This window comes from Yeosuana sp., assembly GCF_057126245.1.
Map to the genome: position 1 here is coordinate 1 of NZ_DBNGMQ010000070.1, position 8,194 is coordinate 8,194.

Below are 8,194 nucleotides of genomic sequence, written 5' to 3' on the forward strand. Positions count from 1 at the left end.
ATTCAGATAATCCTTTAGCTTTTAAATACTATAATCCAGAACAAATAGTAGCAGGAAAAACCATGCGTGAGCATTTTAAATTCGCAATAGCTTACTGGCATACCTTCTGTGGACAAGGATCGGACCCCTTTGGACCAGGAACTCAAAAATTTGTCTGGGACCAATCTAATGAACCAATTCAAGCGGCAAAAGATAAAGCTGATGCTGCTTTTGAATTTATTAGCAAAATGGGCTTTGACTATTTTTGTTTTCATGACTACGATTTAGTTCAAGAAGGACAAACATTTGCTGAATCTGAAAAAAGATTGGCAGCTATTACTGATTATATAAAAGAAAAACAATCACAATCTGATATTAAACTGCTTTGGGGTACGGCTAACTGCTTTTCTAATCCAAGATATATGAATGGTGCTGCAACCAACCCTGAATTTGATGTGGTAGCTAGAGCCGGTGGTCAAATTAAGTTGGCATTGGATGCCACTATTAAATTAGGTGGTGAAAATTACGTATTCTGGGGAGGACGTGAAGGTTATATGTCTTTATTAAATACTGATATGGGTCGTGAGCTAGACCACATGGGGCAATTTTTAGCCATGGCCAAAGATTATGCTCGTGCACAAGGATTTAAAGGTAACTTTTTTATCGAGCCAAAGCCCATGGAGCCCATGAAACATCAGTACGATTTTGATACAGCAACAGCTATTGGGTTTTTACGACAATATGGATTAGACAAAGATTTTAAAATTAATATAGAAGTAAATCATGCTACGCTGGCACAACATACGTTCCAACATGAAATTGAAGTAGCGGCCAAAGCAGGCATGTTAGGTAGTTTAGATGCTAATAGAGGAGACTATCAAAATGGATGGGATACCGATCAATTCCCAAATAATATTCAAGAAACAACCGAAGCCATGTTGGTATTTTTAAAAGCTGGTGGTTTACAAGGTGGAGGTGTTAATTTTGATGCCAAAATCAGAAGAAATTCAACTGATATGGAAGATGTGTTCCATGCTCATATTGGAGGGGCCGATACCTTTGCAAGAGCGTTGCTTATTGCAGATAAGATTATATCATCATCTCCTTATGAAAAACTAAGAACAGAACGATACAGTTCATTTGATTCTGGAAAAGGAAAAGATTTTGAAGCGGGTAAATTAAGCTTGCAAGATTTATATAAAATTGCTCAGGATAATGGTGAGTTACCATTAAAAAGTGGTAAGCAAGAATTGTTTGAAAATATAATTAATCAATATATTTAGTTTTGAAACAGAACAAACTATCTATTTACGTTGTTACATTAGTAGCTACGTTAGGAGGATTATTGTTTGGTTACGATACTGCAGTGATATCTGGTGCGGAAAAGTCTATTCAAGAGTTTTTAATTACTAGCCAAGGTTTAAGTTCATTTATACATGGTGTCACCGTTTCGTCAGCATTAATTGGTTGCATTATTGGTGGCGCCATATCTGGGCTTGTTTCCTCTTCTTATGGTCGTAAAAACGCATTGATTATTGCAGGAATTTTATTTTTCTTATCAGCATTAGGTTCAGGGAATCCTGAATTTTTGTTTTTTGAAAGAGGAGTTCCAACAATGGGTTTATTGTGGACGTTTAATTTTTATAGAATTATTGGAGGGATTGGAGTTGGTTTAGCATCGGCTGTATGTCCGATGTATATAGGTGAGATTGCTCCGGCAAATATTCGGGGTAAACTTGTCTCATTAAATCAGTTTGCAATTATTTTTGGAATGTTGGTAGTATACTTTGTTAATTGGGGTATTGCTGAAGGACAAACCGTTGAATGGATAAATGAAATTGGTTGGAGAAGAATGTTTGTTTCAGAAGCAATTCCGGCCTCTATTTTTGCAATTCTTATGTTTTTTATGCCTGAAACTCCCAGATATTTAGCTTTGCGGCATAAAGATGATAAGGCATTGTCAATACTTACTCGTTTTAATGGCGTCGAAAAAGCGAAAGAGGTTCTTATTGAAATTAAGAACTCCGTAGAGTCGTCTACAAAAGGTGAATTGTTTGCATATGGTAAAGTTGTAATAATCATAGGGATTTTATTGTCAGTTTTCCAACAATTTGTAGGTATTAACGTCGCCTTATACTATGCCCCGCGTATTTTTGAAAGTATGGGTGCTGCAAAAGATGCTTCGATGTTGCAAACAATTATTATGGGACTTGTTAATGTTATATTTACAGTTGTTGCCATATTAACGGTTGATAAATGGGGAAGAAAACCATTATTAATTACTGGATCAATTGGTATGGCTATTGGAATGATTGCTATTTCAGCCTTAGCATTTCAAAATATAATTGGTATTTGGACATTAGTATTTATAATAATATATACAGCTTCATTTATGATGAGTTGGGGACCAATATGTTGGGTTTTGATATCTGAAATTTTTCCGAATAAAATTAGAAGTAAAGCAATTGCTCTTGCTGTTGCGGCACAATGGGCAGCTAATTTTTTTATTTCCTCCACGTACCCGCCAATGATTGAATTTAGTAGTGGTGCAACCTATTTGTTTTATGGTATAATGAGTATTCTTTCAGCTATTTTTGTTTGGAAAATGATACCAGAAACCAAAGGAAAAACTTTAGAGGAAATGGAAGAACTGTGGGAGAAAAGTTAAATCTAATGAAGTGACTCAGGTTTACATATCTGATTTAAAAGCTTCAGTTATTGTGCCCAATTTTCAACTTATTAAAACCAAAAGAATAACATTGGAGCCGGGAGAATCTAAAAATTTAGAATTCGAATTAACGCCAAAAGATTTCGAGATTGTAAAAAATGATGGTTCAAGAACCATAGAATCTGGGGATTTTAAAATTTATGTAGGTGGCTCAAGCCCCATGAAACGAAGTTTTGAATTGGAAGCTCCAAAAATGGCAGAAATAAAAATTACGGTAAACTAATTAAAAAAAGAACAAATTTAAAGTTTTATTAAACACACCTATTCTTATTAAATCTTTAAAACTATAGGTTAGACTTCTTAAAATTATAAATAATAGTTTGGTGAAGGGTTAACTATAAGAAAAGGTAACGTTTTTTATCAGTATTTTATTTATGATTTTAATTAGTAAATGGAATATAATTTAAAGTAACGATAAAAAATTTAATAAATGAAAAAAAGTATTAATCATTCAGCAGCAGATAATATAAGAGCCTTGGCGGTTTCAATGGTAGAAAAGGCAAATTCAGGACACCCAGGTGGGCCTATGGGAGGTGCAGATTTTATGCATATACTATACTCAGAATTCTTTAATTTTGATCCGTCAGATATGACCTGGGCATTTAGAGATCGCTTTTTTATGGATGCGGGTCATTTATCCACTTTGATGTATGCACAGTATTATCTTTTAGGAAACTATGAAAAAGATGATGTTGCAAACTTTCGTCAATGGGGTTCAATTACACCAGGTCATCCGGAAGTTGATGTTGCTAGAGGTATAGAAAACACATCTGGACCACTGGGGCAAGGGCATACCATGGGTATTGGAGCAGCCATTGCTGCCAAATTTTTACAAGCGCGTTTTGGAGACTGGATGAATCATAAAATTTATGGTTTTATTTCTGATGGTGGCGTTCAAGAAGAAATTTCGCAAGGTGCCGGTAGAATTGCAGGTCATTTAGGATTGAATAATTTTATTATGTTTTTTGATTCTAATGATATTCAGTTATCAACATCTACAGATGAAGTAACTACAGAAGATACCGCCATGAAGTATGAAGCTTGGGGTTGGAATGTAGTAACAATTGATGGTCACAACCATGATGAAATAAGAAAAGCATTAATAGATGCAAACAACGAAACTGAAAAACCAACCCTTATAATTGGTAAAACAATTATGGGTAAAGGTTGTGTAACTGCAGATGGCAGTATGTATGAAGGACATTGCGAACTTCATGGCCAACCAATTGGTCATACTGGAGCAGATTACACAAAAACACTGTTGAATTTAGGAGCAAATCCAGGACGCCCATTTGATATTTTTGAGGATGTAAGTACGTTTTATAAAAAAGTATTAGAAGAAAAAACTATAAATGCGGCTCAAAAGAAAATGATTATTGAATCTTGGAAACAAGAAAATGAAGTATTGGCTAAAAAGTTAGATTTCTTTCTATCAGGCGAATTACCAGAATTAGATTTTGAATCAATTGAACATAAAGCAGGATTAGCCTCAAGAGCAGCCTCTTCTGGAGTGCTCGGTTATCTTGCTGAACATGTCCAAAATATGATTGTGTCTTCTGCCGATTTATCAAACTCTGATAAAACAGATGGGTTTTTAAAGAAAACACACGCACTTCAAAAAGGAGATTTTACGGGCTCATTTTTACAAGCAGGTGTTGCTGAATTAACTATGGCATGTATAGCCAACGGTATCGCGTTACACGGAGGTATTATACCAGTAGTAGCAACATTCTTTGTGTTTTCAGATTATATGAAACCTGCCATTCGTTTAAGTAGTATTCAAGAATTAGGAGTAAAGTATGTTTGGACCCATGACGCCTTTAGAGTTGGTGAAGATGGACCAACACATCAACCCGTTGAACAAGAAGCACAAATACGTTTATTAGAAAAACTTAAAAACCACAGCGGCAATAATAGTTTTTTAGCCATGCGACCAGCCGATTCTGCAGAAACAAGTGTCGCTTGGAAAATGGCTTTAGAAAATAAAAACAGCCCTTCAGGTTTGATTTTGTCGAGACAAGGTATTAAAGATTTACCTGCAAATGGAGGGTCTAGATATCAAGACGCTTTAGCTGCTGAAAAAGGCGGGTATTTAGTAAAAGAAATTGAAAACCCAGACGTGGTATTAATTGCAAATGGTTCTGAAGTAGCAACCTTAGTAGCAGCAGCCGAAATATTGGAATCTGAAAACGGATTGAAAATAAATATTGCTTCCGTAATTTCTGAAGGACTTTTTAGATTACAATCTAAAGATTATCAAAATAGTGTCATTCCAAAAAACAAACCATTATTCGGTTTAACCGCAGGCTTACCTGTAAACTTAGAAGGTCTTGTTGGAGATCATGGGAAAGTGTTTGGATTAGAGCATTTCGGTTATTCAGCGCCAGCTAAAGTTTTAGACGATAAGTTTGGATTTACGGGAGAAAAAGTAAGTAAAGAAGTATTAGAATATTTAAAACAATATAAAAACTAAAAGAATGAAATTTTTTATAGATACAGCTAACCTAGATGATATTGCCGAAGCACAAGCTTTAGGGGTTTTAGATGGGGTTACAACAAACCCATCATTAATGGCAAAAGAAGGCATTACAGGAGCAGATAACATTATAGCGCATTACAAAAAAATATGTGATATTGTAGATGGCGATGTAAGCGCCGAAGTAATTTCAATAGATTTTGAAGGGATGGTAAAAGAAGGGGAAGCTTTAGCGGCATTAAACCCTCAAATCGTTGTAAAATTACCAATGATAGCTGATGGAGTGAAAGCATGTAAATATTTTTCAGATAAGGGTATTAAAACTAACGTAACTTTAGTATTCTCTGCAGGGCAAGCCTTATTGGCAGCCAAAGCAGGTGCTACATATATGTCACCATTTTTAGGTCGTTTGGATGATATTTCTACCGATGGATTACAACTTATAGCAGAAATTAGACAGATTTATGATAACTATGGTTTTGAAACACAAATTCTATCTGCCTCAGTGCGTAATACAATGCATGTTATTAATTGTGCTAAAATAGGAAGTGATGTTATGACAGGGCCATTATCTTCAATTACAGGTTTACTAAAACACCCTTTAACAGATAGTGGTTTAGCTCAGTTTTTAGAAGATTATAAAAAGGGTAATAAATAGATTATAGAATTATACAAGCGAAAAGCTTCTTGAACTATTTTTCAAGAAGCTTTTTGTTTTTTATTATATTTATGTTATACCTAATAATCATTATCCCTTTCATCTATAGGTTTAAGATGTCTTTTATCATAGCCTTCAATATAATAAGGATAATTGTCCCATGGCGATAATCCAGACACTCTAGGGTCTTTCGTCTTTTTTAAATAAGCAAATAGTTCCGCTCGCAATTCTTCGCATAAATCAAAGTATTCACTTTTTGATGCTAGGTTCTTCAACTGAAACGGATCGCTTTTAACATTGTACAACTCTACTTCTGGATGTTTTGCAATAGATAAGTCGAAGTAATATTTCAACAAAGGTGTATCCTTATTGGTAATTAAATATTCACGTGTTGGTCCTGCGTCAATATCACCATAAAACCCTTGGTGTGGAGAAAAGAAATCATGATCTCCGGCAGGCCATCTGTCTGGCTCAAAATTAATCATATATAACCAATCGCCCTTTCGAATTGTGCGTATGGGGTAAGGCATTCCTCCAGGGCGGCAGTAGGTATGGCGCTCCAATGCAGTAAATACTCTATTTCTTGTTGAGTCAACCTGACCACTTTTATTTGCAAGGAGAACATCTAGAAAACTATTTCCAGTCATATCTTCTGGGATATCAATACCAGTTGCATCCAGTAAAGTTGGAGCAAAATCAATAAAACTTATAAAATCATCAACTTTCGCACCTTCTTTAATTTTATTTCCCCAACAAATTGCCAAAGGCATATGTGTGCCATAGTCGTAACAAGTAGTTTTAGAGCGAGGAAAGGGCATCCCATTATCAGATGTTATAATTATAATTGTATTGTCGAGTTCTCCAGCCTCTTCAAGTGTTTTAATCATACGTCCAAGGTGAGTATCAAACCATTCTATTTCATAATAATAGTCAGCAATATCATTACGTACAATATCATTTTCAGGTAAAAATCCTGGCACTTCAATTTTCGAAATATCTTTCCCTGATTCAGCTCCAAGTCCACGTTTATAATTGCGGTGAGGTTCTATACCTCCATACCAAAAAAAGAAGGGCTTATCTTTATCTTTTTTAGAGAGGAAGTCACTAAAGTTTTTCGAATAATCTATATTGGAAATGCCTTCTGGCGAATCCATAGTTAGTTCATTATATGCCCGAGCTATTGGCTGGTTATGGTAGGGCTTATCTTTTAGATTAGCTGGCGCGTACCCTTTTCCTGTCCGCCCTGCTACATAACCATTTTTTTGCAGCACATGTGAAAAAGAAATATACTTTTCAGGCAAACCTCCAAATAACAACCCGCCTTCTTCAAGTTCCCATATATTTCTTCCTGTCAAAATAGAGGCTCTAGATGGAGCACAAGATGATACATTGCAATATGCATTATTAAAAAGCACCCCGCTATTGGCAACCCTATCGAAATTAGGCGTACTAATTTCTTGAGTACCAAGAATAGAGGTGTGAATATAAGATTGATCGTCAGAAATACAAAAAAGTATGTTGGGTCTTTTTTCGATTTTGGATTGACACCCAGTAAAAAATAATAATAGAGTTATTAAAATAAAATAGGAGCTTAGTTTAATTAAACCTATTGGCTTTTTATAATATAAATTCATATTAGCATATTTTTTGTTAGATTTTTGGTGATAACATTTTATATGAATTTATCCAATTATATAAGACAAAATAATCATAGTTTTATTAACTTTTGATAAAAAATACTTCATGATTATTTAGTTTTAATTGATACTCTATATTGAAAGTGGGTAACGTTCATGAATTTATCATGGAGCTCAATAATTTATTGGTTTCTTTGTTAAGGATTAGTTCAGTAAGTAAATCGAGTAGTAATTGGAAAATGATCTGAAGGATATTCTCCATTGAATTGAGTATGTAGAATTTCAGATTCTAAAATATTCAGATGAGTGGAAAAGATATAATCAATTCGCCAACTATTGGTCTTGGCAGGGAATGTAGTGACATCCCCATGTACGGTACCTTGTATATCCGGATTGTCTGGATAGAGATATCTGTATGTATCGGTTAATGGATACGTTTCGTGCGCTGCAATGGTAGTATATGCAGAACTAGTTTCAAACATATTAAAATCACCCATTGCTATCACTGGTAACCCTTTAGCAAGTTTCGATACTCTATCCATAAGGATTTGCGCTGATTTATGTCGCTCTTCATATTGTTCTCTGGGTGAATAAAAATGAGTTGATAATACAAAAATCGACTTACTGGTTTTATTATCTTTAAGTATCATCCAACTTGCATAGCGTGAGTTATCGTTATTATGGAAATCTGTTCCGGGTATATCTGGAGTAGGACT

At 34.8% G+C, this 8,194-nt stretch carries 7 protein-coding genes; 5 read left to right on the forward strand and 2 right to left on the reverse strand.

Features of this window, described 5'->3' with window-relative positions:
* The 5 genes from xylA to fsa all read left to right on the forward strand — a co-directional run.
* The coding region (gene xylA / locus AC15TD_RS08705; RefSeq protein WP_484451753.1) for a xylose isomerase at positions 1-1,262 on the forward strand (1,262 nt) is incomplete at its 5' end.
* Positions 1,263-1,264: 2 nt separating this feature from the next.
* Positions 1,265-2,647, forward strand: a complete 1,383-nt coding sequence (xylE, locus tag AC15TD_RS08710; protein ID WP_484451754.1) for a D-xylose transporter XylE — start codon at positions 1,265-1,267, stop codon at positions 2,645-2,647.
* A 10-nt stretch (positions 2,648-2,657) separates the two neighbouring features.
* Complete coding sequence (locus AC15TD_RS08715) at positions 2,658-2,930, forward strand: fibronectin type III-like domain-contianing protein (protein WP_484451755.1); 273 nt, start codon at positions 2,658-2,660, stop codon at positions 2,928-2,930.
* A gap of 207 nt (positions 2,931-3,137) precedes the next feature.
* Positions 3,138-5,180, forward strand: a complete 2,043-nt coding sequence (locus AC15TD_RS08720; RefSeq protein ID WP_484451756.1) for a transketolase family protein — start codon at positions 3,138-3,140, stop codon at positions 5,178-5,180.
* Positions 5,181-5,184: 4 nt separating this feature from the next.
* Complete coding sequence (gene fsa / locus AC15TD_RS08725) at positions 5,185-5,841, forward strand: fructose-6-phosphate aldolase (protein ID WP_484451757.1); 657 nt, start codon at positions 5,185-5,187, stop codon at positions 5,839-5,841.
* A gap of 80 nt (positions 5,842-5,921) precedes the next feature.
* Here fsa and AC15TD_RS08730 read toward each other — a convergent pair whose 3' ends face one another.
* Together AC15TD_RS08730 and AC15TD_RS08735 are read right to left on the reverse strand one after the other, a co-directional pair.
* A complete protein-coding gene (locus AC15TD_RS08730) occupies positions 5,922-7,475 on the reverse strand; it encodes a sulfatase family protein (RefSeq protein WP_484451758.1) in 1,554 nt (517 codons plus the stop codon).
* Positions 7,476-7,687: 212 nt separating this feature from the next.
* On the reverse strand, positions 7,688-8,194 hold a 507-nt coding region (locus AC15TD_RS08735), incomplete at its 5' end, for an endonuclease/exonuclease/phosphatase family protein (RefSeq protein WP_484451759.1).

Coding starts and splice junctions, on each gene's coding strand:
- fsa (WP_484451757.1), top strand. CDS start 5,185: ATGAAATTTTTTATAGATACAGCTAACCTAGATGATATTGCCGAAGCA.
- AC15TD_RS08730 (WP_484451758.1), bottom strand. CDS start 7,475: ATGAATTTATATTATAAAAAGCCAATAGGTTTAATTAAACTAAGCTCC.
- AC15TD_RS08720 (WP_484451756.1), top strand. CDS start 3,138: ATGAAAAAAAGTATTAATCATTCAGCAGCAGATAATATAAGAGCCTTG.